Annotated in this window: 22 protein-coding genes; 15 read left to right on the plus strand and 7 right to left on the minus strand. The window is 71.6% G+C overall.

Annotation, left to right across the window (positions count from 1 at the left end; genetic code table 11):
• The first annotated feature begins 14 nt into the window (after positions 1-14).
• Positions 15-974, plus strand: a complete 960-nt coding sequence (locus tag HNR30_RS02530) for a GNAT family N-acetyltransferase (protein WP_181607992.1) — start codon at positions 15-17, stop codon at positions 972-974.
• Here the strand turns inward: HNR30_RS02530 and HNR30_RS02535 are convergent.
• Positions 964-1,311 carry a DUF6703 family protein gene (locus HNR30_RS02535; RefSeq protein ID WP_181607993.1) on the minus strand — a complete coding sequence of 116 codons (348 nt, stop codon included), beginning with the start codon at positions 1,309-1,311 and terminating at the stop codon, positions 964-966. The genes HNR30_RS02530 and HNR30_RS02535 overlap by 11 nt on opposite strands.
• Positions 1,312-1,525: 214 nt before the next feature.
• Here HNR30_RS02535 and HNR30_RS02540 point away from each other — a divergent pair, with 214 nt between their 5' ends.
• Positions 1,526-2,749: a BtrH N-terminal domain-containing protein gene (locus tag HNR30_RS02540; RefSeq protein WP_181607994.1), complete on the plus strand. Its 1,224-nt coding sequence runs from the start codon at positions 1,526-1,528 to the stop codon at positions 2,747-2,749.
• Between the two features lie 25 nt (positions 2,750-2,774).
• Here the strand turns inward: HNR30_RS02540 and HNR30_RS02545 are convergent, their stop codons facing one another.
• A complete protein-coding gene (locus tag HNR30_RS02545; protein WP_181607995.1) occupies positions 2,775-5,033 on the minus strand; it encodes an ATP-binding protein in 2,259 nt (752 codons plus the stop codon).
• Between the two features lie 121 nt (positions 5,034-5,154).
• Between HNR30_RS02545 and HNR30_RS02550 the strand changes: the two genes are divergently transcribed.
• The 3 genes from HNR30_RS02550 to HNR30_RS02560 all read left to right on the plus strand — a co-directional run bounded on the left by HNR30_RS02550 (position 5,155) and on the right by HNR30_RS02560 (position 7,441).
• Complete coding sequence (locus HNR30_RS02550; protein WP_181607996.1) at positions 5,155-5,649, plus strand: hypothetical protein; 495 nt, start codon at positions 5,155-5,157, stop codon at positions 5,647-5,649.
• 34 nt (positions 5,650-5,683) lie between these two features.
• Complete coding sequence (locus HNR30_RS02555; RefSeq protein ID WP_181607997.1) at positions 5,684-5,974, plus strand: antibiotic biosynthesis monooxygenase family protein; 291 nt, start codon at positions 5,684-5,686, stop codon at positions 5,972-5,974.
• Positions 5,975-6,055: 81 nt separating this feature from the next.
• A complete protein-coding gene (locus tag HNR30_RS02560; RefSeq protein WP_181607998.1) occupies positions 6,056-7,441 on the plus strand; it encodes a glycine--tRNA ligase in 1,386 nt (461 codons plus the stop codon).
• A 161-nt stretch (positions 7,442-7,602) separates the two neighbouring features.
• Here the strand turns inward: HNR30_RS02560 and HNR30_RS02565 are convergent, their stop codons facing one another.
• Positions 7,603-8,547, minus strand: coding sequence for a dienelactone hydrolase family protein (locus HNR30_RS02565; RefSeq protein WP_220133145.1), 945 nt, complete (start codon positions 8,545-8,547; stop codon positions 7,603-7,605).
• A 105-nt stretch (positions 8,548-8,652) separates the two neighbouring features.
• Here HNR30_RS02565 and HNR30_RS02570 point away from each other — a divergent pair, with 105 nt between their 5' ends.
• The 7 genes from HNR30_RS02570 to HNR30_RS02600 all read left to right on the plus strand — a co-directional run bounded on the left by HNR30_RS02570 (position 8,653) and on the right by HNR30_RS02600 (position 14,406).
• Positions 8,653-8,793 carry a hypothetical protein gene (locus HNR30_RS02570; protein ID WP_181607999.1) on the plus strand — a complete coding sequence of 47 codons (141 nt, stop codon included), beginning with the start codon at positions 8,653-8,655 and terminating at the stop codon, positions 8,791-8,793.
• Positions 8,790-9,767, plus strand: coding sequence for an AAA family ATPase (locus HNR30_RS02575; protein WP_181608000.1), 978 nt, complete (start codon positions 8,790-8,792; stop codon positions 9,765-9,767). The genes HNR30_RS02570 and HNR30_RS02575 overlap by 4 nt, the downstream gene beginning before the upstream one ends.
• Complete coding sequence (locus HNR30_RS02580; RefSeq protein WP_181608001.1) at positions 9,764-10,732, plus strand: DUF58 domain-containing protein; 969 nt, start codon at positions 9,764-9,766, stop codon at positions 10,730-10,732. The genes HNR30_RS02575 and HNR30_RS02580 overlap by 4 nt, the downstream gene beginning before the upstream one ends.
• Complete coding sequence (locus HNR30_RS02585) at positions 10,729-11,670, plus strand: VWA domain-containing protein (protein WP_181608002.1); 942 nt, start codon at positions 10,729-10,731, stop codon at positions 11,668-11,670. Before HNR30_RS02580 ends, HNR30_RS02585 begins: the two co-directional genes overlap by 4 nt.
• Positions 11,671-11,846: 176 nt before the next feature.
• Complete coding sequence (locus tag HNR30_RS02590) at positions 11,847-12,572, plus strand: S1C family serine protease (protein ID WP_220133146.1); 726 nt, start codon at positions 11,847-11,849, stop codon at positions 12,570-12,572.
• A gap of 5 nt (positions 12,573-12,577) precedes the next feature.
• Complete coding sequence (locus HNR30_RS02595; protein WP_181608004.1) at positions 12,578-13,240, plus strand: response regulator transcription factor; 663 nt, start codon at positions 12,578-12,580, stop codon at positions 13,238-13,240.
• Positions 13,237-14,406, plus strand: coding sequence for a sensor histidine kinase (locus tag HNR30_RS02600; RefSeq protein WP_181608005.1), 1,170 nt, complete (start codon positions 13,237-13,239; stop codon positions 14,404-14,406). Before HNR30_RS02595 ends, HNR30_RS02600 begins: the two co-directional genes overlap by 4 nt.
• 10 nt (positions 14,407-14,416) lie before the next feature.
• Here HNR30_RS02600 and HNR30_RS02605 read toward each other — a convergent pair whose 3' ends face one another.
• The gene (locus tag HNR30_RS02605) at positions 14,417-15,718 is read right to left on the minus strand and encodes a cytochrome b (protein WP_181608006.1); all 1,302 of its coding nucleotides are present in this window, start codon (positions 15,716-15,718) and stop codon (positions 14,417-14,419) included.
• A 204-nt stretch (positions 15,719-15,922) separates the two neighbouring features.
• Here HNR30_RS02605 and ppdK point away from each other — a divergent pair, with 204 nt between their 5' ends.
• Genes ppdK through HNR30_RS02620 form a run of 3 tightly spaced genes read left to right on the plus strand, consistent with a single transcriptional unit; the run spans position 15,923 to position 20,897 of the window.
• Complete coding sequence (gene ppdK, locus HNR30_RS02610; RefSeq protein ID WP_181608007.1) at positions 15,923-18,535, plus strand: pyruvate, phosphate dikinase; 2,613 nt, start codon at positions 15,923-15,925, stop codon at positions 18,533-18,535.
• A gap of 23 nt (positions 18,536-18,558) precedes the next feature.
• Positions 18,559-19,773: a deoxyguanosinetriphosphate triphosphohydrolase gene (locus HNR30_RS02615; protein WP_181608008.1), complete on the plus strand. Its 1,215-nt coding sequence runs from the start codon at positions 18,559-18,561 to the stop codon at positions 19,771-19,773.
• Entirely contained in the window at positions 19,770-20,897 is a 1,128-nt protein-coding gene (locus tag HNR30_RS02620; protein WP_181608009.1) for an NAD(P)/FAD-dependent oxidoreductase, read from the plus strand. Before HNR30_RS02615 ends, HNR30_RS02620 begins: the two co-directional genes overlap by 4 nt.
• A 122-nt stretch (positions 20,898-21,019) precedes the next feature.
• On the opposite strand, the gene HNR30_RS02625 is transcribed toward HNR30_RS02620, so the two are convergent.
• The 3 genes from HNR30_RS02625 to HNR30_RS02635 all read right to left on the minus strand — a co-directional run bounded on the left by HNR30_RS02625 (position 21,020) and on the right by HNR30_RS02635 (position 24,668).
• Entirely contained in the window at positions 21,020-21,859 is an 840-nt protein-coding gene (locus HNR30_RS02625; protein ID WP_312894192.1) for a M23 family metallopeptidase, read from the minus strand.
• 454 nt (positions 21,860-22,313) lie between these two features.
• A complete protein-coding gene (dnaG, locus tag HNR30_RS02630; protein ID WP_181608010.1) occupies positions 22,314-24,155 on the minus strand; it encodes a DNA primase in 1,842 nt (613 codons plus the stop codon).
• 78 nt (positions 24,156-24,233) lie between these two features.
• Positions 24,234-24,668, minus strand: coding sequence for a VOC family protein (locus HNR30_RS02635; RefSeq protein WP_181608011.1), 435 nt, complete (start codon positions 24,666-24,668; stop codon positions 24,234-24,236).
• Positions 24,669-24,673 lie beyond the last annotated feature (5 nt).

Here is a 24,673-nt window from a genome sequence, read left to right on the forward strand (position 1 = left end):
TAGGGTGAAGCGGCATGTACCGCATCGTCCCGTTGACACCCGAGCTGATCCCCGCCTGGCACGAGGTCGTGGCCGCCACAGCGGCGCACGACCTGCCCGGCGAGCCCCTGCCGACCCCGGAGCAGGTGCACGCCCAGCTGACCACCCCCGGGCTGAACAGCCGCCGGGCGGCGTGGCTGGCGCTGACGCCCGGCGGCGACGCGGCCGGGGTGGCGGCCCTGCGCCTGTTCGACGCCGAAGGGCAGGCGCACCTGTGCGAGCTCGAGGTGCGCGTGCGGCCGGAACGGCGGCGTGAGGGCGCGGGCTCGCTGCTGCTGGAGGCGGCCGTCTCCGCCGCCGACGGCGAGCGGCGCCGCAGCATGATCGGGGTGGCCGCCGACCCGGGTCCCGGCGCGGAGTTCTGCGCGGCGCGCGGCTTCGACCGGGTGCTGACCTTCAGCAACCTGCTGCTCGACGTGACCGGAGCCGACCTCGACGTGGCCGCGCCCGAGGGCTACGAGGCCGTCATGTGGCAGGGCACCGTCCCGGACGAGCTCGCCGAGGCCTTCGCGGCGGCCAAGAACGCCATGAACGACATGCCGACCGGCAAGATGGACTACGGCGTGCAGCGCTGGGACGCCGACCGCGTGCGCTCGATGGCGAAGGTGCTGGCCGACCGCGGCGACACGCTGCTGACGGTGGCGGCACGGCGCGGCGGGGAGCTGGCCGGCTTCACCGAGATCGTCATCCGCTCGGGCGAGACCCGCCGCGCCCTGCAGTACGACACCGTGGTCGTGCCCGCGCACCGCGGGCACGGGGTCGGGCTGTGGCTCAAGGCCGAGATGGTCGGGTGGCTGCGCGCGGAGCGCCCCGGCATCGCCGAGGTCGAGACCGACAACGCCGACGACAACACGCACATGCTCGCGGTGAACAACAGGCTCGGCTTCCGCCTCCACCGCCGATCCAGTGAGTTCCAGCTCTCGCTCAGAAGCTGATCAGCCCGAAGCGGGTGGCGGCGACCAGCACCAGGAAGGTGAGCATCACCACCCGCAGCAGTTTGCCGCCCGTCGTCAGCGACGGCCACGACAGGTAGGCCAGCAGCCCGACGAAGGCGATCACCGGCAGCACCGCCACCCCGCCGAGCCAGCTCTGCACGGCGAAGCCGGCCAGCAGCAGCGCGACCATGGCGACCGGCACGATCCACCGGGGCACCTGGGTGAACAGGTAGGCCATGGGGGTGGCGCTGCGCTGCTCGACCTTCTTGCGCAGACCGGTCGCGCCGGGGGTGAAGAACTGCTCGCCCGGAGGAAGAGAACGTTTCTGTGCGGCCACAGCCCGATGCTAGCGCCGGTCGGCGGTAGCATGGCGGATACGGCGACACCCGCGCCGAACCGCCTCAGGCGGCCGTCCACGCCGGCCGCGGCACCACGGCGGCAAAGGGGACCTGCGAGCCTCGGGATGAGCCTTCGACCGGCCTGACCGTTCAGGCGGACGGAGCCAGGCGGGCGTGGACCGCGGCTCCGCGACGCCGCGAAACGGATCAGGTGTGACAGACAAGAAGCAGCTCAAGGCGCGCATCCGCGCCCGCATGGCCAAGACGGGCGAGAGCTACACCGCCGCCCGCCGCCACCTCGTCGGCGGCGACGAGGTTCCCCGCGACGGCGCCTGGACCTTCCAGGGCGGCCGCCACCCCTACACCTCGGTCGTCGCCCGGCTCACCGGCGTCGCCGAGCCGCTCGTCTTCCTCGCCGGAGGCGGCATCGGCGCGGGCTACATCCTGTGGGAGTTCAAGCATCACGACGCCGCCGTGCTCACCCTCGGCTTCCGCAACACCTGGCAGTACCACGACCGCTGGCTCGACCGCACGCTGGAGCGGCTCAACGTCTCCTACGACACCGAGCAGACGGGCGGGGCCAAGGGCGCGGCCAGGCGCCTGGCCCAGGAACTCGACGCGGGGCGGCCCTGCGTCGTGGTGCCCGACCAGCAGCGGATCGGCTACTGGCGGCTGCCCGGCTTCCTCGACGGGCACGGCGGTCACCCGGTCATCGTGTACGGCAGGGCAGGCGGCGCCCTCAAGGTCGACGACCGGGGGCGGGTGCCGATCCTCGTCCCCGAGGAGCGGATGCAGGAAGCACGCGGCCGGGTCTCCTCCTACAAGAACGCCCTGTGGGTGATCGGCGAGGCCAAGCCCGACCTGGCGTCAGCCGTACGGGAGGGGCTGCGTGACTGCCACCTGCACCTGACGCAGAAGTCCGATTCCTTCTCGCTGCCCGCGTGGCGCAAGTGGGCGCGCACCATGACCGACGCCAAGCACGCCAAGGGCTGGCCGAGGGTCTTCGCCGACGGGCGGGGGCTGGCCGGGGCGCTGCTGTCGATCTGGGAGGGCGTCGAGCCGGTCGGCATCGACGGCGGCAACCTGCGCGACCTGTTCGCCGACGGGCTGTCGCAGGCGGCCGGGCTGCTGGGCGAGGAACGCCTCACCGAGCTCGCGGCGGAGTTCACCCGGATCCACGGCATGTGGCACGGCCTGGCGGAGGCGGCCGTGCCCGCCGAGGTGTACGGCAGGGCGCGCGAGCTGACGGCGGCCATCCGCCAGGCGGTGGCGGAGGAGGGCGAGGCCGGGCAGGCGGAGGCGGCCGAGTTGTGGGAGCTGCGCGCCCGCCTCGACGCCGAGCCCGCGCGCGCGGACTTCGCCGACCTGGGCGCGCGCCTGCTGGCGATCCACGAGGCCGAGACGGCCGCGATCGCCCGCCTCGGCACGATCGTCTGAGGCGCGCCCGGACCGTGGGACGCCTTCACGCGGTGCAGCGGCCCAGGGCCTCCTCGGTGGTGGCGGCCCGTCCTGCCGCCCACTGGGCGTCGTAGACGTCGCCCAGCCGCTCGCGTAAGCCCCGGACGGTGTCCTGCCACTCGAACTCGTCGTCGGCGTTGCGGCAGTCTCCCGTGGCGGTCCTGATGGCCGCGGCGTGGCCGAGCAGCCAGGCCGGCAGCTCGGCCTCGCCGAGGCCCGACAGCGCGTGGGCCAGCCCCTCCATCGAGCGGGCCAGCCCGCCCCTGTCGCCCACCGCGTGCCGCAACGCCACCGCCCGCACGTGCAGCTCGGCCCCGCCCCGATGGTCGCCGCCGTGGTCGAGGATCCTGGCCAGCGCCTCGACCGCCCGCGCCTCGCCCCGCTCGTCGCCCAGGCCGCGGAACTCCTCGATGCTCTCGCGCGCCAGCGACGCCGCCCTGCCCAGCGTCGCGGTGGTCTTGCGCAGCGCCAGCGCCAGGTTGACCCGCAGCAACGCCGTGTTCCACCGGTCGCCCAGCGCGAGGAACCGCTCCAGGCCGCGCTCGAAGTGCTCGGCGGCGGCCTCGTGGTCGCCCTCGTCGAGCAGGATGTTGGCCAGGTTGTTGAACGCGGTCGCCACCCCCGGCGCGAAACCGGCCGCCTCGAACATCTCCAGCGCCCTGCCGTGCGACTCCCGCGCCGAGGCCCTGTCGCCCTGATCCCTGGCCAGGTTGCCCGCGGCCTTGAACGCCAGCCCGCGCACCACCGGCGGGCTGTCGCCCGGCAGGTCGAGCGCCAGCTCCAGCCACCTGCGCCCCTCCGCCAGGCGCCCGTGCATCTCCCAGAACCGCCAGAGCGCGCCGGTGATGCGCTGGGCGCGGGTCGCGTCGCCGAGCTCCAGCGCGTGCGCGATCGCCCTGCGCAGGTTGTCCTGCTCGTCGACGAGCAGGGCCAGCCAGTGCCGCTGCCCGGCCCCGATCAGCTCCCTGTCGCCCCGCTCGGCCAGATCGGCGAACCAGTCGAGGTGACGCAGCCCCATCTCGGCGCTCTCGGCCGCGCCCAGGAGCTCGGCGGCGTACTCCCGCACCGTCTCCAGCAGCACGAACCTGGTGCCGGAGCGGTGGACCAGGCTGTTGTCGACCAGCGTGGCCAGGTCGTCGAGCTCGCAGCCGCAGATCTCCTCCACCGACTCCAGGGTCCAGCCGCCCGCGAACACCGACAGCCTGGCGAGCAGCGCCCGCGCTCCCTCGTCGAGCAGGCCGTGACTCCAGTCGAGGGTGGCGCGCAGCCCGCCCTGGCGGTCGGAGCCCGGGCTGAGCAGCGCCAGCCGGCCGGTCAGGCGGCGCAGCAGCTCCTCGGACGTCAGCACCTTCATCCTGGCCGCCGCCAGCTCCAGCGCCAGCGGGAGCCCCTCCAGCCTGGCGCAGATCCGCGCCACGACCGCGGGAGAGGAGTCCTCCAGGCGCCAGTCCGGCCAGTGGGCGCGCACGCACTGGGAGAAGAGCGCCACCGCGGGGTTGGCGGCCAGCTCCGCCGTACTGGAGGAGGGGTCGGGCGTGCGCAGCGGGCGGACCGCCACCTCGTGCCCGCCGCGCAGGCGCAGCGTGCGGCGGCTGGTGACCAGGCACGTCAGCCCGGGACACTCCGCCAGCAACCCGCCGAGGATCTCGGCGGCCCGGTCCGCCAGGTGCTCGAAGTTGTCGGCGACCAGCAGGCACTGCCGCCCGCGCAGGTGCTCGACCAGGGTGCGGGCCAGCGGCCCCGCGCCGTCGTCGCGCACGCCCGCCGCCTGCGCGACGGCGGCGAGCGCCAGTTCGGGGGTGCCGGCCGCCGTCAGGTCGGCGAAGAAGACACCCTCGGGGAAGGCGGGCGACAGCCGCTGGGCGGCCGCCAGGCACAGCCGGGTCTTGCCGACCCCGCCCAGGCCCGTGAGCGTCAGCAGCCGCACGTCCTGGCGCTCCACCAGCTCGCAGATCGCGGCGATCTCCGCCTCGCGGCCGACGAGCGAGGTGAGCGGCGCGGGCAGCGACAACACGGCCGACAGGGCCGGATCGGCGGCGCGTCCGCGCGCGGTGGCCTCGAACTGCGCGCGCGCCGGGCCCGACAACTCCAGCGCGTCGGCCAGCAGCCGGGTGGTCTCCTTGCGCGCCGTACGGTAGATGGCACGTTCCAGATCGCTGATCGAACGGGCGCTGACCGTGGAACGGTGGGCCAGCTCCTCCTGGGTGAGCCCGACGCTGACCCGCAACCGCCGTAACAGGTGCGCGAAGGACTCCTCGGCCATGCGCTCACGATAAGTCGCGGATGTTCCTGTGAGGGAGCTGTCAGCCGAACTTCATGGTCCACCAGGTTCGCCCTCCCTAGCGTCGAAGGCAGTCGAACCCCGTCGACCAGGGAGGGAACCCATGATCCGCAAGCTCGTCCTCGCACTCGCCTCCGTCGCCCTCGTGCTGACCGCCGCCCCCGCGCAGGCCTCCGCGAACACCGCCTCCACCGTGCGCCTGCGCACCCAGCAGATCGTGCGCTTCGACCAGCTCGCCGGGCAGCAGGCCTGGCGCGGCTCGGCGATGAGCAGGGTCGCCGCGGCGGCCTGGTACTTCTACGACAACGGCACCTTCGCCTTCACCACCACCAACGTGCGCACCGACCTCTACCCCCTGCGCGGCAGGTACCAGGTCAACGGCGACAAGGTCACCTTCTCCGCCAACAACTGGGTGCGCATCGGCGGCAGCAGCGCGTTCACCGAGATGATCGGCAGCATCGACTTCGGCTCCCGCCCGCCGGTGATGCGCCTCAACTGGGCCAGCGGGGCCGGCTACGGCGCCGTCGTCAACGACCGGCGCTTCGGCTCGACCGCCTCCTCCCACTATCAGGTGATCCTTACCGTGGCCCAGTTCTGAGCCCGAGGAGGAGATCGTCTGACATCCTGGACCTGTGCTCGCCGTGATTCGCTACACCGTTCCAGAAGCGCAGTCCCAGGACTTCATGAAGCAGGGACAGCACATCATCGACACCCTCGCCGCCCAGCCGGGCTATCTCAGGGCCCGGCTGGCCCGCTCGGTCGACGAGCCGAACCTGTGGGCCCTGGTGAGTGAATGGGAGGGCGCGGGCTTCTACCGCCGTGCCCTGTCCGCCGCCCGTATGGCCATGTATCCCTTGATGATCTTGATGTTGAACGAGCCAAGCGCCTACGAGGATGTCTACGTACCCGGGCAAGACGAATAGTCGCGCGCGAGGCCGCGGGGGCGTCCCCTAAGCTTGGGTTTCATTCATCCTCCGACCTCCAGCCGGAAAGAGACTCAACCAATGGCACGCCGGACCGACGTCATGGACACCATCGTCAGCCTCGCCAAACGCCGCGGGCTCGTTTACCCGTCGAGCGAGATCTACGGAGGCCTGCGGGCGTCGTGGGACTACGGTCCGCTCGGGGTCGAGCTCAAGAACAACGTCAAGCGCGAATGGTGGCGCTCGATGGTGCAGGGCCGCGACGACGTCGTCGGCCTCGACTCCTGCGTCATCCTGGCCCGCGAGGTCTGGCAGGCCAGCGGCCACGTCGAGACCTTCACCGACCCGCTGACCGAGTGCCAGTCCTGCCACAAGCGCTACCGCGCCGACCACCTCGTCGAGGCCTACGAGGAGAAGAACGGCAAGGCGCCCGAGAACGGCCTGGCCGACATCACCTGCCCCAACTGCGGCAACAAGGGCGCCTTCACCGAGCCCAGGCAGTTCAGCGGCCTGCTGAAGACCTACCTCGGCGCCGTCGAGGACGAGTCCGGCCTGGCCTACCTGCGCCCCGAGACCGCCCAGGGCATCTTCATCAACTACCTCAACGTGCAGCAGTCGGCGCGCAAGAAGGTGCCCTTCGGCATCGGCCAGATCGGCAAGTCCTTCCGCAACGAGATCACGCCGGGCAACTTCATCTTCCGCACCCGCGAGTTCGAGCAGATGGAGATGGAGTTCTTCGTCAAGCCCGGCACCGACGAGGAGTGGCACCAGTACTGGATCGACGAGCGCTTCCGCTGGTACTCCGACCTGGGCATCAACAAGGACAACCTGCGCCAGTACGAACACCCGCAGGAGAAGCTGTCCCACTACTCCAAGCGCACCGTCGACATCGAGTACCGCTTCAACTTCACCGGTTCCGAGTGGGGTGAGCTCGAGGGCATCGCCAACCGCACCGACTTCGACCTCACCGCCCACGGCAAGGCCTCCGGCGTCGACCTGTCGTTCTTCGAGCAGGAGTCGGGCGAGCGCTTCGTGCCGTTCGTCATCGAGCCCGCGGCCGGAGTCGACCGCGCCACCCTGACCTTCCTGCTCGACGCCTACACCGAGGACGAGGCGCCCAACTCCAAGGGCGTCATGGAGAAGCGCACCGTGATGCGCCTCGACCACCGCCTCGCCCCGGTCAAGGTGGCGGTGCTGCCGCTCAGCCGCAACACCGACCTGTCGCCCAAGGCCCGCGACCTGGCCGCGCAGCTGCGCAAGCGCTGGAACGTCGAGTTCGACGACGCCGGCGCCATCGGGCGCCGCTACCGCCGCCAGGACGAGATCGGCACGCCGTTCTGCATCACCGTCGACTTCGACACCCTCGAGGACCACGCGGTGACGGTGCGGGAACGCGACTCGATGGGGCAGCAGCGCATCGCGCTCGACCAGGTCGAGCCCTACCTGCGCCAGCACCTCAACGACTGACCGCAGCACTCGCGAACGGCCCCCTCCTTGGGGGCCGTTTCCGTTTCCGGACGTACGGCGCAGCGGGCGTACGGCGCAGCGGCGGCGCTTGAGCACGGTGGCGCTCACCGCGGCACTGCCTGCTGCCGGGGCGCGGTGGTGGGGCGCTTGGGTGGGCGGGCTTACGCCAGGTGGGTCTCGAACCAGGCCGTCACCTTCTCCCAGGCCTCGGCCGCGGCCTGGGGGTTGTAGCGCTGGCCCGTGTCGTTGAAGAACGCGTGCCCCGCCCCCGCGAAGGTGACGATCTCGTGCGTGAGTCCCGCCTTCTCCAGCGCCGCGCGCGCCGCGTCGCGGGTGGCGTTGACCCGGTCGTCCTGCTCGGCGTAGACGCCCAGCACGGCCGCCTGGGTGCCGGTGAGGTCGGCGCCGCCCGGCAGCGGACCGTAGAAGGGCGCTGCGGCGGCCAGGCGCGGTTCGTCGCTCGCCAGCAGCAACCACGTCATGCCTCCGCCGAAGCAGAAGCCGATCATGCCGAGCTTGGCCCCCTCGGCCCGGCCGGCGATCTCGCCGAGCGCCGCCTTCATGTCGGCCACGAACTGCTCGGGCCGGATCTCGCCCAGCTTGGCGGTGGCCTGCGCGGTGTCGGGGAAGGCCTCGGTGCCGCCGTCGCGGGAGAGCAGGTCGAGGGCGAGCGCCGAGTAGCCCGCCGCGGCCAGCCGTCCGGCCACCGAGCGGGTGTGGTCGTTCAGGCCGCGGTTCTCGTGGATGACCAGGACGGCCCCCTTGGCCTCGGCCGCCTCGGCCCAGGCGCCGCGCAGCGTGCTGCCCTCGGGCCCGGCGAAGGTGATCGCCTCGGTGGGCAGCGGGCTCGGCCCCGCGGGGGAGCCGGTGGGGCTCGGCGCGGCCGTCGCCGGGGTGGTGGCCGGGGTGGCGGCAGGGCTGGTCGGGGCGGCCGTGGTCGTGGCGCTCTGCTCCGGCGCGCCGCAGGCCGCCAGCAGCGCCGTGGCCGCGGGCAGGCCGAGCCCGAGCAGGCCCAGCCTTCGCAGCGCTTCGCGGCGCGGGATGAGCCCTTCGACGTGATCGAGGGCGACTTCCTCGGCGAGGTAGCGATGGAAGGGTGACATCATGTCCGGACCCTGCGCCCGTACACCGAAAAATCGCATAAAGGACGGCGTTACGCCTGTTTTCGCGGTCGCTTGATGACATGTCGTGAAACCCGAGGAAGGGATTTCATGGCACGCATCTGGAAGAGCGCCGCAGCGCTGCTCGTGTTCGCCGGGACGGCCGTCGCCGCCACCGGCAGCGCCGTGGCCGAGCCGTACGAGCCCTATGACCTGGTGATCGTCGTGGACGACTGCCCGGAGCAGCCATGACGGACGCGCGGACCCTCGAGAAGGCCCTGTTCGAGGTCAAGCGGGTCATCGTCGGCCAGGACCACCTGGTGGAGCGGCTGCTGGTGGCCGTCCTCGCGCGCGGCCACTGCCTGCTCGAAGGGGTCCCCGGCATCGCCAAGACCCTCGCCGCCGAGACGGTGGCCCGGGTCGTCGGCGGGTCGTTCCACCGCATCCAGTTCACCCCCGACCTGGTGCCCGCCGACATCGTGGGCACCCGCATCTACCGGCCCTCGACCGAGAGCTTCGACATCGAGCTCGGCCCGGTCATGGCCAACCTCGTGCTCGCCGACGAGATCAACAGGGCGCCCGCCAAGGTGCAGTCGGCGCTCCTGGAGATCATGGCCGAGCGCCAGGTCAGTATCGGCGGGGTCACCCACCGGGTGCCCGACCCGTTCCTGGTGCTGGCCACGCAGAATCCGATCGAGTCGGAGGGCGTCTACCACCTGCCCGAGGCGCAGCGCGACCGTTTCCTGATGAAGGTCGAGGTGGGCTATCCCAGCGAGTCGGAGGAGCTGGCGATCGTCTATCGGATGAGCGTCGACCGGCCGGTGGCCGCACGCGTGCTCGACCCTGCCACGGTCGTCGAGCTGCAGCGGGCGGCCGACCGCGTCTTCGTGCACCACGCCATCGCGGAGTACGCCGTGCGCCTGGTGTACGCCACCCGCGAGCCGTCCAGGTACGGCGTGCGCGACCTCGACCGGCTGCTCGCCTTCGGCGCCTCGCCGAGGGCCACGCTCGGCCTGCTCGCCGCGGCCCGGGCGCTGGCGCTGCTGCGCGGGCGCGAATACGTCCTGCCCGACGACGTGCGGGACCTGGCCCACGACGTGATGGCCCACCGGCTCGTGCTCACCTTCGACGCCCTGGCCGACGCCGTCTCCCCGAGGGAGATCGTCGACCGGGTGCTCGCCGCCGTGCCGCTGCCGGTCATCGCGCCCCAGCAGGAGGTCGCATGAGGTCCTACCTGGCCGCCGAGCCCGCGCTGCGCAGGCTGGAACTGGTCGTCACCCGGCGGCTCGACGGGCTGCTGCAGGGCGAGCATCTGGGGCTGCTGCCCGGACCGGGGAGCGAGCCGGGCGAGGCCCGCGCCTACGTGGCGGGCGACGACGTGCGGCGCATGGACTGGAACGTCACCGCGCGCTCGGCCGAGCCGTACGTGCGTGACCCGATCGCCGACCGCGAGCTGGAGATCTGGGTCCTGCTCGACGCCACCGCCAGCATGGACTTCGGGACCGCCCGGATGGAGAAGCGCGACCTGGCGCTGGCGGCGGTCGCCTCCATCGGGTTTCTGACCCAGCGGCTCGGCAACCGGATCGGCGCGCACCTGCTGCACTCCTCGCTGTCGGTCGTGCCCGCCAGGACCGGTCGTGCCCATCTGATGGCGCTGCTGCAGCGGGTCTTCTCGCTGCCCAGGCAGGGCTCGTCGGTGCCGGGGCTCGGCGCCGCGCTGGAGCGGCTGTCACGCACGCTCGTACGGCGGGGCGTCGTGGTCGTCGTCTCCGACTTCCTCGACCCGCCCGAGGGCTGGGAGCGGGCGCTTCGGCGGCTGGCCGTGCGCCACCAGGTGCTGGCCGTCGAGGTCGTCGACCCGAGGGAGCTGACGCTGCCCGACGTCGGACTGCTGACGCTGGTCGACCCCGAGACAGGGCGGCGCAGGGAGGTCTCCACCGCCAGCGGACGGCTGCGGCGACGCTACGCCGAGGCCGCCGCCGGGCAGCGGGAGGCCATCGCGTCGGCGCTGCGCGGCGCCGGTGCCTCGCACCTGCGGCTGCGCACCGACCGAGACTGGGTGCGCGACCTCGTCCAGCACGTGATGCGCCACCGCCGCCTCGCCAGGGCGGCAGCCGTACCCGCCCAGAGACCGCCGGGTGCGGCAGCCGTACCCGGCCAGGGACCGCCGGGCGGGGGTGACGTGGCATGACGTTGTTGTCGCCGGTGTGGCTACTGCTGCTCGTGCCCGTGGCCCTCATCGCGGTCACCTACGTCGTCATGTCGCTGCGGCGCAGCGCCTACGCGGTGCGCTTCAGCAACCTGGACCTGCTCGACAAGGTGGCGCCCAGGCGGCCGGGCTGGCGGCGGCACCTGCCCGCCGCGGCGCTCCTGGGCATGTTCGTCGTCATGGTCGTCGGCTTCGCCCGGCCCACGGCGGAGGTCCAGGTGCCCAGGGAGCGGGCGACGATCATGGTGGCGTTCGACGTGTCCGCCTCCATGGACGCGACCGACGTCGCCCCCGACCGCTTCACGGTGGCGCGGGAGGCGGCCAGGCAGTTCGTCGAAGGGCTGCCGGAACGTTTCAACCTGGGACTGGTGTCCTTCTCGGGACAGGCCTCCGTGGCGGTGCCGCCCACGACCGACCGGGGGCCGGTGCTCGACGCGCTGGAGCGGCTGACGACCGCGTCGGGGACGGCGATCGGCGAGGCGGTCTTCCAGTCGCTGCAGGCGATCGAGCAGGTCGACACGCAGGACGAGCCGGTTCCCGCGCACATCGTGCTGCTGTCCGACGGCGCCAACACCTCGGGCAGGACCGTGACCGACGCCGCCCAGGCGGCGGCCTCGCGCGGGGTGCCGGTGACGACGATCGCGTACGGCACGCAGGAAGGGGTGATCGAGGTCCAGGGACGGGAGATCCCGGTGCCGGTGGACGGCCCGGCGCTGCGGACGCTGGCCGAGACCGCCGGTGGCGGGTTCTACGAGGCGGCCAGTGGTGGTGAGCTGCAGGCGGTCTACGACGACATCGGCAGCTCGGTCGGGTATCGGACGGAGCGGCAGGAGATCTGGATGTGGTTCGTCGCCGCGGGACTGGTGCTGGCGGCGCTGGCGGCGGCGGGCTCCATGCTGTGGTTCTCGAGGCTCCCATGACCGGGCCTGTGATCGTGCCAAGCGGTGGGCAGAGCGGTGTGCAGACCGGTGGGGCGGGGCCGCGCGGGATCGGGGAGCCGCGTGGGCCCGAGTTCGTGCCCGGTGAGCTCGGCCCGCAGCCCGTCCCCGCTGGCCGGCTCCCTGCGGTAGGTGCGCGTCGCGCGCCCTCGCGCCTCGTGGGCACCGTGCTCGTGGCGGCCCTGGCGGGCGGCCTCACGGGCGGGCTCGCGGGCGCCGGGGGAGCGTACCTGGCCACCCCTCGCGGGCAGGCGCCGGTCCAGGCCCTGCCCAGGGCCGCGCCGCTGCCGTCGCAGAGCGCGCAAGGGCTCAGCGTCACCGCCGCGCGGGTCCTGCCCAGCGTCGTGTCGGTCACCGTCGGCAGGGGCGGCGGCTCCGGCTTCGTGATCGACGCCGCCGGGCACGTGCTGACCAACGCCCACGTGGTGAGCGGCGAGAGCCGGGTGACGGTGATCCTGGAGGACGGCAGCAGGCGCGCCGCGAGCGTCCTGGGCGTCGACGAGGGCGAGGACCTGGCCGTCCTGGAACTGGCCGACACCGCGGGACTCACGCCGGCCGTCCTGGGCCGCTCGTCGGACCTGCGGGTGGGCGAGCAGGTGCTGGCCATCGGCTCGCCCCTGGGCCTGTCGGGCACGGTCACCGGCGGCATCGTCAGCGCCCTCGACCGTGAGGTACGGCTCGGCGGCGCCAGGCGGACGGCCGTGCAGACCGACGCCTCGATCAACCCGGGCAACTCGGGCGGCCCGCTCGTCAACGCCAGGGGCGAGGTCGTCGGCGTCAACACCGCGATCGCGACCGGCAGGGGCGGCGGGAACATCGGGATCGGCTTCGCGATTCCCATCGACCGGGCGGCGCCCATCGCCGAGAGAATCATCAGAAACTAGGAAATATGCGCTTGCTGGTGGTGGAGGACGAGGAGGACCTCGTCGACGCGCTGCGTGTCGGCCTGGTCCGCGCCGGATACGCCGTGGACGTCGCCTTCGACGCCCCGACGGCGCACGAGAAACTCGAGGTCAACTCCTACGACCTGGTCCTGCTCGACCTCAACCTGCCGGGCGGCGACGGTTTCCAGCTGTGCCGTACGGCCCGCGCGGGCGGCAGCGGCGTGCGGATCATCATGGTCACCGCCCGCGACCGCCTGGACGACCGGGTCAGGGGCCTGGACGAGGGCGCGGACGACTACCTGGTCAAGCCGTTCGCCTTCCCCGAGCTGCTGGCCCGCGTCCGGGCCCTGCTGCGCCGCGACACCGGCGGGACCTCGGTGCTGGAGGTGGGCGAGCTGCGTCTCGACACCGCGCGCATGGAGGTCTCGCTGGGCGGCCGGTCGCTGGCGCTGACGCCCAAGGAGTACGGGGTGCTGCACTACCTGATGACCCGCCCGGGGCACGTCGTCTCCTCCGAGGAACTGCTGGAGCACGTGTGGGACGAGCACACCGACCCGTTCACCCACACCGTGCGGGTGACGGTCGGCAACCTGCGGCGCAAACTGCAGACCGAGGGGCTGATCGAGACCGTGATCAGCCGCGGCTACCGGCTGAAGGAGCCCGCATGATCCACACGGTCCGGTTCCGGCTCACGGTGCTCTACTCCACGCTCGTCTTCGGCCTGGCCGCGCTCATCCTCGGCGGTATCTACCTGGCGGTCTCCAACATCACCGACGCCCGGCCGTACTCCGCCGAATACGCCAAGATCGTCAACCGCTCCGGCCAGGTGATCGACAAGCAGCAGGTCGTCCGCCTCACCGAGGTCGACAACGCCGTGCGGGTCAGCACGCTGTCCTCGCTGCGCGACTACAGCCTGGGCATGCTCGGCGGACTGTTCCTGGCGAGCCTGGCGATCGGCTGGATCCTGTCGGGCAGGGTGCTGAGGCCGATCGCGGCCATCACCCGCGCCGCCGCCGAGATCCAGGCGACGGACCTGACGCGGCGCATCGCCCTCGACGGTCCGCGCGACGAGCTGCGCGACCTGGCCGACACCGTCGACACCATGCTCGACCGCCTCGAATCGGCCTTCACCGCCCAGCGCCAGCTCATCGACGACGCCTCGCACGAGCTGCGCAGCCCGCTGTCGATCATCCGCGCCAACGTCGATGCCGTGCTGGCCTCGCCCGAGGCGACCGAGGAGGAGCGCGAACGAGCCGTCGCCATCGTCGACCGGGCCACCACCCGCATGACCCGCCTGGTCGAGGACCTGCTGGCCACCGCGCGCCGGCAGGGCACCGCCTTCGCCGACGCCGACCTGGACCTGGCCCGCGTGGCCGACGAGGCGGCCGAGGAGTTCGCCGCCGTCGCCGCCGGGCGCGCGGTCACGATCCGCCGGCTGCTCGCCTCCGGCCTGGTCATGTCGGGTGACCACGACGCGCTGCGCCGCGCCGTGGCCAACCTGCTGTCCAACGCCGTACGGCTCTCGCCGGGCGGCGGCGTCGTCGAGGTCGTCGCGGGACGCGGGCAGTCGTGGCTCTGGGTCGCGGTCAGGGACGCGGGGCCCGGCATCTCCGACGCCGACCAGCCGCGGGTCTTCGACAGGTTCTGGCGCGGCGAGGCCAGCCGCCGTGACCGGCACACCGGGCTCGGCCTGGCCATCGTGCGGCAGATCGTGGAGTCGCACGGGGGGCGGGTGCGGGTCTTCTCCAGGCTCGGCGCCGGGAGCACCTTCGTGTTGTGGCTCCCGGCCCGCGAGGGGGCGACCTCGGCTCCGCCCGAGCTCAACCCCCTCTAGGCCGCAAGAGTCACGTGGATCTGCGGCGGCAGAAGGCCAGCGTCGCCGCGTAGGCGATCGGGGGCAGCACGAAGATCGCGATCCGCAGGCCGTACGTGATCATGGTCAGGGTCTCGTGGCTGACGGCGACCAGCGGCGTGTAGTCGTCCATGGGCACGTTGAACCAGGTCGCGGCCCAGGCGATCGTGAAGAACGTGATCACCGCGACGCCGAGCGCGGCGCGGTGGGGCATCTCCGACGGCCGGTCGTTGAGGTGGTGCGTGCGCCGGTCGCCGGTCAGGCGGCGTTCGATGAACGGGTAGACCAACAGCACCGCGAAGAACCCGGCCAGCACGAGCACGGGCACGAGCAGCCCGATGTCGATCGGCCCCAGATGCCAGGCGGGCATCAGCCGCAGCAGGCCGTCGAGCACGCCGGAGTACCAGAACGGCTGGGCGGCGATCGGGTGCGACGACATCGTGTAGGCGCCGCTCATCCACACCGGGTTGACCGTGACGAACGTGGCCAGCGCGGTGATGACGGTGAAGGTGCCGAGCGAGGTGATGCCCTGCTTGACGGAGAAGTACGGGAAGAACGGGCCGCCGGTGACGCGGCGCTCGTCGGAGCCCTGCGCGCGCCGCTCGGTGTGCTTCTGCCGCCAGGTGAGCACCAGCGCGTGCAGCGGCACGATCGCCAGCAGGATGCCGGGCACCAGCAGCACGTGGGCGACGAACAGGCGGGGGATGACGTCGCCGGGGAAGCCGCCGCCGAACACCAGGGCCGACAGGTAGGTGCCGACCAGCGGGATCGACAGCAGCAGGCTGTCGGCCTGGCGCAGCCCCGCGAAGGCGACGTTGTCGGCGGGCAGCGAGAAGCCCAGGAACGACTCGAACAGCGCCAGCGCGAACAGCAGCACGCCCAGCATCCACGTCAGCTCGCGCGGGCGGCGGAAGGCGCCGGTGAAGAAGACCCGCAGCATGTGCAGCACGATCGAGAGTACGAAGATCGTCGCCGACCAGTGGTGCATCTGGCGCATCAGCATGCCGCCGCGCACCTCGATGGTGAGCTCGGTGACGCTCGCGTAGGCCGTCTCGGGAGTGGCCTGGTAGAAGAACGTCAGGAAGGTGCCGGTGAGCACCAGCATCACGAAGGAGTAGAGCGCGAACTCGCCCAGCAGGAACGACCAGTGGCCGGGGAAGAGCTTGCGCAGATTGGGCCTGAGCCAGCGGCCCAGCCCGAGGCGGTCGTCGAGGTAACGTGCGCCGCCGGCGGCCGCGTGCGCTGAGCCCGTGGCTAATCGCTCGCGACGGCCCGGCTTCGTCGGCGTGGTCATGAGACCGATTGTGCGCCTCCCGCCTGAGTTGTTCAAGAATTGGTTTACACCAATTGGTCTAATCCAATTCTTGTGCATTGGATTAGACCTTATGGAGCGTGTTGACCTGCGAAAACGGGAAGTTAACGGTTGGGTGCAGTTTCTTTATCTTTTGTGTCGGTAGAGTCCGGGCAGAGTCGTGGAAATTCCCCAGAAGGAGCGCTCGTGGCCAAGTTTGTTTACGACTTCACCGAGGGCAACAAGGATCTCAAGGACCTCCTCGGAGGAAAGGGCGCCAACCTTGCCGAGATGACGAACCTGGGCCTGCCCGTTCCTCCCGGCTTCACGATCACCACCGAGGCGTGCCGCCACTACCTGGAGCACGGTGATCTTCCCGAAGGCCTGACCGACGAGATCGACGCGCACCTGGCCGCCCTGGAGAAGCGGATGGGCAGGCGGCTCGGCCAGTCCGACGACCCGCTGCTCGTCAGCGTGCGCTCGGGGGCCAAGTTCTCGATGCCCGGCATGATGGACACGGTCCTGAACATCGGGCTCAACGACGAATCGGTCCACGGCCTGGCCAAGCAGGCCGGAGGCAACGAGCGCTTCGCCTGGGACTCCTACCGGCGGCTCATCCAGATGTTCGGCAAGACCGTGCTCGGGGTCGAGGGCTTCGAGGAGGCGCTCGACGAGCTCAAGGGCTCCCGGCAGGACACCGACCTCACCGTCGACGAACTGCGCGAACTCGTCCGCACCTACAAGCGGCTCGCCCCCGCCTTCCCCAGCGACCCGCGCGAGCAGATGCGCATGGCCGTCATGGCCGTCTTCGACTCGTGGAACTCCGAGCGCGCCGTGCTCTACCGGCGCCAGGAGCGCATCCCCGCCGACCTGGGCACCGCGGTCAACATCTGCTCCATGGTCTTCGGCAACTGCGGTGACGACTCGGGCACCGGCGTGGCCTTCACCCGCGACCCCGCCTCCGGCCGCCAGGGCGTCTACGGCGACTACCTGTCCAACGCCCAGGGCGAGGACGTCGTGGCCGGCATCCGCAACACCATCTCCCTGCAGGAGCTGGAGGAGCTCGACAAGGGCGCCTACGACGAGCTGATGGCCATCATGGCCACGCTGGAGAACCACTACCGCGACCTGTGCGACATCGAGTTCACCGTCGAGCGCGGCAAGCTCTGGATGCTGCAGACCCGCGTCGGCAAGCGCACCGCCGCCGCCGCCTTCCGCATCGCCACCCAGCTCGTCGACCAGGGCCTCATCGACCTCGACGAGGCGCTGCGCCGCGTCAACGGCGACCAGCTCGCCCAGCTGATGTTCCCCCGCTTCGCCAAGGACGCCGACCGCAAGCTGGTCACCAAGGGCATGAACGCCTCGCCCGGCGCCGCCGTCGGCAAGGCCGTCTTCTCCTCCGAGCGCGCCGTCGAGCTGGCCGCCAAGGGCGAGGACGTCATCCTCGTGCGCCGCGAGACCACCCCCGACGACCTGTCCGGCATGATCGCCGCCAAGGGCATCCTGACCTCGCGCGGCGGCAAGACCTCGCACGCCGCCGTCGTCGCCCGCGGCATGGGCAAGACCTGCGTCTGCGGCGCCGAGGAACTGGAGGTCTCCATCTCGGCCAAACGTTTCACCGGTCCCGGCGGCGTGGAGGTCGGCGAGGGCGACCTGATCTCCATCGACGGCAGCACCGGCGAGGTGTTCCTCGGCGAGGTGCCGGTGGTCGACTCGGCGGTGGTCGAGTACTTCGAGAGAGGCGAGCTGTCCGACGAGCTCGTGACCGCGGTCGACCGGATCATGCGCCACGCCGACTCCATGCGCGCACTGGGTGTGCGGGCCAACGCCGACACGCCCGAGGACGCCTCGCGCGCCAGGCGCTTCGGAGCCGAGGGCATCGGGCTGTGCCGTACGGAGCACATGTTCCTGGGTGACAGGCGGCAGCTGGTCGAGGACCTGGTGCTCGCCTCCGACCGGCAGGAGCGGCAGGCCGCGCTGGACGCGCTGGAGCCGCTGCAGCAAGCCGACTTCACCGGGATCTTCCAGGCCATGGAGGGGCTGCCGGTCACCATCCGGCTCATCGACCCGCCCCTGCACGAGTTCCTGCCCGACATCATCGACCTGTCGATCAAGGTCGCCGCGGGCGACGCGACCGACAAGGACCGCGAGCTGCTGGCCGCCGTCAAGAGACTGCACGAGCAGAACCCGATGCTGGGCCTGCGCGGCGTACGGCTCGGCCTGGTCATCCCCGGCCTCTTCGCCATGCAGGTGCGCGCCATCGCCGAGGCCGCCAAGCAGGTGCCGGGAGCACGCGCCGAGATCATGATCCCGCTCGTCGGCGCCGTCCAGGAGCTGGAGGCCGTCCGCGAGGAAGCCGCCAGGATCCTCTCGGACGCGGGCGTCGAGGCGCTGATCGGCACCATGATCGAGGTGCCGCGCGCGGCCCTCACGGCCGGGCAGATCGCCGAGGCGGCGCAGTTCTTCTCCTTCGGCACCAACGACCTCACCCAGATGACCTGGGGCTTCTCGCGCGACGACGTCGAGGCCGCGTTCTTCTCCCGCTACCTGGAGCTCGGCATCTTCGGTGTGTCGCCGTTCGAGACCCTCGACCGCGACGGCGTCGGCAGGCTGGTGCGCATCGCCGCCGAGGAGGGCCGCAAGGCGCGGCCCGACCTCAAGCTCGGCATCTGCGGCGAGCACGGCGGCGACCCCGACTCGGTGCACTTCTGCCACGAGGTGGGGCTCGACTACGTCTCCTGCTCGCCGTTCCGCATCCCCGTCGCCCGCCTGGAAGCCGGACGTGCGGCCCTGGAAACCGGGGGTTCGGACACGCGCTGACCTGGTGGTGTAGACAGTCCTTCATGGCATACACCGAACACGACCAGGCCAGATGGGTTCCGGAGCCAGGAAACCCCGAGCGCGGCGTGTTCGAACGCGACCGCGCCAGGGTCCTGCACAGCGCCGCGCTGCGCCGCCTGGCCGCCAAGACGCAGGTCGTCGGCCCCGCCGAGTCCCTCGGCGCGGGCCAGCACCAGCCCCGCACCCGGCTGACCCACTCCCTGGAATGCGCCCAGGTCGGACGCGAGATGGGCGCCAGGCTCGGCGTCGACCCCGATCTCGTCGAGACCGCGTGCCTCGCCCACGACCTGGGCCACCCGCCCTTCGGCCACAACGGCGAGGCCGCGCTCGACGAGCTCGCCGCCGGATGCGGCGGCTTCGAGGGCAACGCCCAGAGCCTGCGGCTGCTCACCCGCCTCGAGGCCAAGGTGCTCACCGAGGACGGGCGCAGCGCCGGGCTCAACCTGACCAGGGCGGCGCTCGACGCCTCCACCAAGTACCCCTGGCCGCGCTCGGGACCGGGCAAGTTCGGCGTCTACGACGACGACCTGCCCGTGTTCGAGTGGATCAGGGAGGGCGTCACCGGGCGCGGCGTCAGTTTCGAGGCGCAGATCATGGACTGGGCCGACGACGTCGCCTACTCCGTTCACGACCTCGAGGACGCGCTGCACGCCGGGCACGTCGACGTGCAGGCGCTCCGCTCACCCGCCGAACGCGCCGCCGTCTGCGAGGTCACCCGGGCCCACTACGCGCCCGACGCCACGCTCGCGGAGCTCGAGGAGGCCTTCGGCGGGCTGGTCGCGCTGACCGCCTGGCCGCGCCGCTTCGAGGCCACCCTGGCCGACCTGGCGGGGCTCAAGGCCCTCACCAGCGGCCTCATCGGCCGCTTCTGCCGGGCCGCCCAGGAGGCCACCCAGCAGGCGTACGGCAGGCGCCACCGGGCCCGCCTGGTCATCCCCCGCGCGGCCCGCCTCGAATGCGCCGTGCTCAAGGGTGTCACCGCCCACTACGTCATGAACCGCGACGACCACCACGCCACCCAGGCGCGCCAGCGCGAGCTCATCCAGGAACTGGCCGCCGCCCTCACCCTCGGCGCGCCCCACACCCTCGAACCCGCCTTCCGTCCCGCCTTCCGGCACGCCGCCGACGACGCCGCCAGAACCCGCGTCATCATCGACCAACTCGCCTCACTGACCGACACCTCCGCGACCGCCTGGCATCGGAGAATGAGGCTATGACCACCTACGTAATCGTCGGAGGCGGGCTGGCAGGGGCCAAGGCCGCGCAGACCCTCCGCGAGGAGGGCTTCGACGGCTCGCTCGTCCTCATCGGAGCCGAGCACGAGCGCCCCTACGAGAGGCCCCCGCTGTCCAAGGGATACCTCCAGGGCAAGAGCGAGCGCGAGAAGATCTTCGTCCATCCGGCGGACTGGTACTCCACCCAGGACATCGAGCTGCGGCTCGGTACCGAAGCGGTCGGCCTCGACCTCGACGCCCACACGCTGACACTGTCGGACGGCTCGCTCCAGCCGTACGACAAGCTGCTCCTGGCCACCGGCGCGACCCCGCGCCGCCTGCCGGGACCCGGGCTGGTCCTGCGCACCGTCGGCGACAGCGAAGCCCTCAAGGAGCGCTTCGCCGCCCAGGGCCGCGTCGCCGTCGTCGGCGCCGGCTGGATCGGCCTGGAGACCGCGGCCGCCGCCCGCCAGGCCGGATGCGCGGTGACCGTCATCGAGCCCGCGCCGACGCCGCTGCACGCCGTCCTCGGCGCCGAACTCGGCGAGATCTTCGCCGGCGTGCACCGCCGCAACGGCGTCGACCTGCGCCTCGGCACCGGCGTCGCCGAGGTCGTCGAGTCCGGCGTACGGCTCGACGACGGGACCCTCGTCGAGGCCGACACCGTCGTCGTCGGGATCGGGGCGGCTCCCAACGTGTCACTTGCCCGGTCGGCCGGACTCGAGGTCGAGTCGGGGATCGTGTGCGACGCGTCGCTGCGCAGCTCCCATCCGGACGTGTTCGCCGCCGGCGACGTCGCCGAGCCGTACAACCCGTTGTACGGCCGGCACCTGCGGGTCGAGCACTGGGCGAACGCCCTCAACGGCGGGCCGGCGGCGGCGCGGGCGATGCTCGGGCAGGACGTCGTCTACGACCGGGTGCCGTACTTCTACACCGACCAGTTCGAGCTGGGGATGGAATTCTCGGGCGACACCACCGGGTACGACGAGGTGGTCTACGACGGGTCGGTGGAGAAGCTGGAGTTCGTGTGTTACTGGAAGCGGGAGGGGCGGGTGATCGCCGGGATGAACGTCAACGTGTGGGACGTGGTCGGCGACATCCAGCAGCTCATCCGGGGAGAGTCGTAGGGAACCGCGCCTGGGCACCGAGACCCGATGCCCAGGACACCCACGCCATGTGCGGCCGGGCAGCCCCTCCCTGGCACACCGGGCCGCTCAGGCGCATAGGGCCGCTCAGGGGCACCGGCCGCTCAGGCGGGGAACGTCGTCGGCTGCGCGGTCGGCTCCGGCGTGGGCTGCGGCCGCGGCGGCTCCTCCTCCCGCTCGGCCTTCTTGCTCGGCTTCTTCGCCGAGCACTGCACCGTGCAGCCCGGCGTCTCGCCGACCTTGCCGCGCAACTCGAACGTCTCGTGCCGGGGCGAGAACGTCGCGTTCCCCTCCCGCCACGCGTCGAGGTAGTTCCACGGGTTGACCATGCCCCGCCGCACCCACCAGTAGGCGGGCCCGGTCTTCCACGAGATCGCGAAGTACAGGTTCGGCGCGGTGTCACGAGCGTTGCCGGTGTTGCCCACCGTGCCCAGCCGCTGCCCCGCCTTGACCTTCACCCCGGGCCGGACCCCCTCGTCGATGGTGTCGAGATGCCCGCCGAGATAGCGCACCCCGTCCTCACCGATGATCGTGACGAACCGCCCCTCCCGCGTGGCGCCCGCATCGACGCTCGGCTTCCACCGGTTCTGCAGGTTCACCTCGTCGACGACCCCGTCGACGGGCGAGACGAACGCGCACCCGCGCCCCGCCCAGATGGTCGTCTTCGGCAGCACGAGCAGCCTCTTCTGGTAGCTCGTGCTGCACCCCTTGACGGGGAAGACGTAGGAGTACTTGGAGAGCTTGGGCGGCGGCACCTTCACCGGCTCCTCGGCGGGCGGCTTGATCGCCCCCGCCTGGTGCTCGCTGGTCGGCACCGTCGTCGCCGTCGTCTCCGGGATCGTCGCCGTCACCGACGGGCTCGCCACGGGCGGCGTCTCCGGGGGCTTGGTGGCCACCCCGGCCACGCCCGTGCCCTGGGCACACGCGCTGCTGAGCAGCAACACAGCCGCAAGTCCGCCTATATGCCCCGATCGCATGGTCCTCACCTGTGTCACCGTATCGAACGACAACCTTTACCTTTGTAGCCGACTTGGGGACAGGTCATGACCTCTTTGACTGTTTCACCCTCATCTCCTCGGCCCACCCATGGCTCACCTCCGGGGTCACCCGCCTGCCGCCCACCCGGAAGGCGCTCGCTCCGCTCGCACGCCCTCCTCGGCCCGGGCTGCGCCCGGGCACACCCAGCTGGGGCGGGCTCGGGGCGGGGATTGATTGGCGCCTGGGGGCGGATGGTTTGTGGGCCATTGCCGTGGAGTTGAGAGCGTGGCCAAGCCGTACCTGACCTTGACATCGGTGTTGGGTGCTTGAGGCCGGGGGTTGGGGTCCCACTCCGCCATCGGAGGCCAGCCGCCGGTCACCCCATTGACCTCCGGCCAGAGGAGGGGCCCGGTCGAGCCCCTAACTCCCCGCAGCCCGCTCCCTGAGCACCCGGCGCTGCTGCTCCAGCGCCACCAGCTCCCCGAACAGCCGGTTGTACTCCGCCTGCTCGTCGACCGGATTCAGCCGCTGCATCCGCGACTTCGCCTGCGCGATGGCCCGGTCGACGGCCACGGCCTCGATGGCCGCGAGCATGGCCGAGCCGTACCTCTCCTCCACGTGCGACTCGGCCCGGATGGGGTCGACTGCGAATCGCGTGATCAACCCCCGCGCCGCCTCGTCGGGCGCCTCGGCCAGCAGCGCGTCGACCCACTCGCGCCCGCCGTGCCCGGCCCGGTCCATCCCGCCCGCCGCGACGATGATCTTGTGTACCGCCACATGGTCGGGCGCCGTGAACGCGTCGGGTTCCAGCGTGTCGAACCGCGGCCCCAGCAGTGCGGGCCGCTGGACGGCCAGCTTGATCAGCTCGGCCTCCACCCGCACGTGCGGGTCGACGGGCGCCTGCCGTGGTGCCCGTTGCGGGCGGCCGGCCTGGGCGTTGCCCACCTCGGCGATGCGCTGCATGACGAACCGTTCGTCCATGAAGCCCAGCCACCGGTCGAGGTCGATGGCGTAGCGCTTGCGCAGCCCGACGTCCTTGATGCCCGCCACGATCGGGGCCGCGGCGTCGAGCGCGGCGATCTTCCCCTCGTTGCTGCGCAGGTCGTAGCGGCGGATGGTGCTGCGGATGGCGAACTGGAACAGCGGCTCGCGCGACGCGATCAGGTCGCGCACCGCCGCGTCGCCCTGCTTGACCCGCAGGTCGCAGGGGTCGAGCCCGTCGGCCTGCACGGCGACGTAGGTCTGCGTGACGAACTTCTGCTCGTCGGCGAACGCCCGCAGCGCCGCCTTCTGTCCCGCCTCGTCGCCGTCGAAGGTGAAGATCACCTCGCCGCGGAACTCGGCCTGGTCGAGCAGGAAGCGCCGCAGTACCTTGATGTGCTCTTCGCCGAAGGCGGTGCCGCACGTGGCCACCGCGGTCGGCACGCCCGACAGATGGCAGGCCATCACGTCGGTGTACCCCTCGACGATCACCGCCTGCAGGCGCTTGGAGATCTCCCGCTTGGCCAGGTCGATGCCGTACAGCACCTGCGACTTCTTGTAGAGCGGCGACTCCGGCGTGTTCAGGTACTTGGGCCCGTCGTCGGAGTCGAGCAGCTTGCGCGCGCCGAACCCGATCACGTCGCCGGTGGCGTCGCGAATCGGCCACATCAGCCGCCCGCGGAACCGGTCCATCGGACCCCGGCGCCCCTCCTTGGCCAGCCCGCCCTTGACGATCTCGTCGGCGGTGAACCCCCGCGCCAGAAGGTGGCGGGTCAGCCCTTCCCACTCGTTGGGGGAGTATCCGACCCCGAAGATCTCGGCGTCGGCCCGCTCGAAGCCGCGCTCGGACAGGAACTTGCGTCCCGGCGCCGCGTCGGGCGCCACGAGCCGCTCCATGTAGAACTCCGCGGCCACCTTGTGCGCTTCGACCAGCCGGGCCCGCTCGCCGTGGTCGCGTTTGGGTACGTAGCCGCCCTGTTCGTACTGCAGCTGGATGCCCGCCCGCTGGGCCAGCCGCTCGACGGCCTCGGTGAAGGAGAGGTGGTCGATCTCCTCGACGAACTTGATGACGTCGCCGCCCGCCTGGCAGCCGAAGCAGAAGTACATGCCGCGTTCGGGGGTGACGTTGAACGACGGGCTCTTCTCGTCGTGGAAGGGGCACAGGCCCTTCAGGTTGCCGCCCCCGGCGTTGCGGAGCTGCACGTAGTCACCGACGACCGAGTCGATCGGGGAGCGTTCACGAACTAGTGCGATATCGACGTCACGGATCCGGCCTGCCACGCCAGCGAGTCTATTGGCCCCAGGCGACAGATTCCGACCCATCCGGTACGGCCTGGCATACGCGCAGGACGCGTGGCCTCAGTCGAGGCAGAACTCGTTCCCCTCCACGTCCTGCATCACGATGCAGGACTCGTTCACCCCGTCCGCCTCCAGCAGCCGGACCCGCACCGCGCCCAGCTCCACGAGCCGCGCGCACTCGGCCTCCAGGACGGCCAGGCGTTCCGCGCCCACGAGCCCGGTTCCGGCGCGGACGTCGAGGTGCACCCGGTTCTTGGCGACCTTGCCCTCGGGCACCCGCTGGAAGTACAGGCGAGGCCCCACCCCGGTGGGGTCGCTGCACGCGAACCATGATCCGCGCTCCTCCGGGGGCAGGGTGCGCGCGTGGTCGTCCCAGGTGTCGAATCCCTCGGGCGGGGGCGGGGGGACGTATCCCAGCACCTCGCACCAGAAGCGGGCGACCCGCTCGGGCTGCGCGCAATCGAACGTGACCTGGACCTGCTTCACTGACGGCATCGTTC

Source organism: Nonomuraea soli, from assembly GCF_013761175.1.
Classification (GTDB): Bacteria; Actinomycetota; Actinomycetes; order Streptosporangiales; family Streptosporangiaceae; genus Nonomuraea; species Nonomuraea soli.